This is a genomic window from Paracoccus sp. (in: a-proteobacteria) (assembly GCF_032007265.1).
Classification (GTDB): Bacteria; Pseudomonadota; Alphaproteobacteria; order Rhodobacterales; family Rhodobacteraceae; genus Paracoccus.
On sequence record NZ_DALZMB010000210.1, the window covers coordinates 1 to 1,629 of the forward strand.

Below are 1,629 nucleotides of genomic sequence, written 5' to 3' on the forward strand. Positions count from 1 at the left end.
ACACCCGCAGAAGCCGCAGGCCTGTGCCGTCTGAGGCCCACCAGCCATGCTCACAAGCGATCAGCGCAGGACTGATGACGGTTGGTCGCAGAGACCCAGCGATAAAGCCACCAGAACTCACCCAGACCGCGCCACGTGGATCGGTCATAAGCCCGGCGATGGTCTTGGCCGTCCAGATCCGATCGACCGTGATCGGACCCGCAACTGCCGCGCGCAAATCCTCGATCATGTCGATGATGCGCGGGATGTCGTCGCCGCCGGCTTCTCGAACTACCGCCATGCTTCCCCCTTTGAATGGACTCGACTCAGCTGAAATACGACCCCACCCTCAGCCTGTGATGAGTGAAGGAGGAAGCACATGTCTATCGAAGATGTGAAAATGACAGATGCCGAGGCCAGAAGCCGCGTTATCGATATTACAATCGGCTCAGTCAGACAGCTGCTGCACGCCGTTTCTGAGCTCACGACTGATGAGGAAACAAAGGAAAAACTTCAGGCGCGCCTAGAAGAATTGAACTTCTATATTTCCAAAATGCATGGTCAAGGATGGGGCATCCCTGGCGGAAAGGATTAACCGCCAAAGCGACGATCAAATTCGGCATGAAGCTCTGCGCGTCGTGCCGAAACCTCCTCTCCGTTCACATCGATACGGCCCCCAAATTCCTCCCGTAAAATGCCCTCCGTGCCATGGCTGCGAGCACAGGCGATTTTCTCTGCAACTTTCTTGGCTTCAGCTTCCGCTGTAAATCCCAACCAAGCCTTCTTGAGATGATCTTGAAACTCTGGGCACTCAAACATCGCGTCAAAGAGCGCAGGCGTTAACAAAGGGTTTGCAGGCAGGGCTGTCATTTCTGATCTCCACTGATTTGAATTTTCACGCTTACGGTCATCCGCCCGCCTCACGACCGCCATTTTGTCTCATAATTGACATAGAGCGGCAGACGCTCAAGCCCTCGGTCTCCGGGATAGCGCGCGCGGGTATCACTATCGGTCCAGCGTCCGCGCGGCGCGGCATTGCGCCTCATCCAGATGCCCCAAGCCTCAAGCTGGACGCTGCGCTTGGTAGTCCCCTCTCCCTCGAAGGGCATGCGCTGCATGGTTCCGGTAAAGAGCGACATTGGTGAGCCGATGGGATCACCCGTCATGATCTCGCTGCCGCCGGGAGTGAAGTTCGCCATCGTAGCATTGGCAAAAAGCTGTAGATAGATCGACACCTCACGGTCGCGTACACGGGCCTTGTCCGCCAGCGCGAGACCAAGCATTTCCGGGGTGGCGGCGACGGTAAAGGTCACTTCGCGCGCTGATAGCGCGTAGCTGCTTTCGATCTGGCTCACCCCGATCAGGTCGCCGAGGCCCTGCCAGGTGTGCCCACCAACTGACAGATCACCAAACCCGGTCCACCAGCGTTTTGGCGCACCTTGGAAATCCATATGGACCAGAACCGCTTGGGCAATACTGCCGTTGCGCAGCACCTCATCCGGGATGGCCAGCAAGTCCTCGCGCGCGCCCATTACATCGCCTCCGTGAATTGGACCTGAACCGTCGGCAGCACGGACAAGGACTGATCAAATAGCCCCTCGGCCTCCGTCACCATGCGCATACGGCAGACCGGCCGGGCGACTTCGACGA

Annotated in this window: 4 protein-coding genes; 1 reads left to right on the forward strand and 3 read right to left on the reverse strand. The window is 57.9% G+C overall.

Going from position 1 to position 1,629, the window contains the following annotated elements; genetic code table 11:
- The coding region (locus RTS12_RS20745; protein ID WP_312532060.1) for a hypothetical protein at positions 1–280 on the reverse strand (280 nt) is incomplete at its 3' end.
- A 78-nt stretch (positions 281–358) separates the two neighbouring features.
- Between RTS12_RS20745 and RTS12_RS20750 the strand changes: the two genes are divergently transcribed.
- Positions 359–574 carry a hypothetical protein gene (locus tag RTS12_RS20750; RefSeq protein ID WP_312532062.1) on the forward strand — a complete coding sequence of 72 codons (216 nt, stop codon included), beginning with the start codon at positions 359–361 and terminating at the stop codon, positions 572–574.
- Here the strand turns inward: RTS12_RS20750 and RTS12_RS20755 are convergent.
- Both RTS12_RS20755 and RTS12_RS20760 read right to left on the reverse strand, forming a co-directional pair.
- Entirely contained in the window at positions 571–849 is a 279-nt protein-coding gene (locus tag RTS12_RS20755) for a hypothetical protein (RefSeq protein ID WP_312532063.1), read from the reverse strand. The genes RTS12_RS20750 and RTS12_RS20755 overlap by 4 nt on opposite strands.
- A 50-nt stretch (positions 850–899) precedes the next feature.
- The gene (locus RTS12_RS20760) at positions 900–1,511 is read right to left on the reverse strand and encodes a hypothetical protein (protein WP_312532064.1); all 612 of its coding nucleotides are present in this window, start codon (positions 1,509–1,511) and stop codon (positions 900–902) included.
- Between the last annotated feature and the right edge of the window lie 118 nt (positions 1,512–1,629).

Coding starts and splice junctions, on each gene's coding strand:
- RTS12_RS20760 (WP_312532064.1), bottom strand. CDS start 1,511: ATGGGCGCGCGCGAGGACTTGCTGGCCATCCCGGATGAGGTGCTGCGC.
- RTS12_RS20755 (WP_312532063.1), bottom strand. CDS start 849: ATGACAGCCCTGCCTGCAAACCCTTTGTTAACGCCTGCGCTCTTTGAC.
- RTS12_RS20750 (WP_312532062.1), top strand. CDS start 359: ATGTCTATCGAAGATGTGAAAATGACAGATGCCGAGGCCAGAAGCCGC.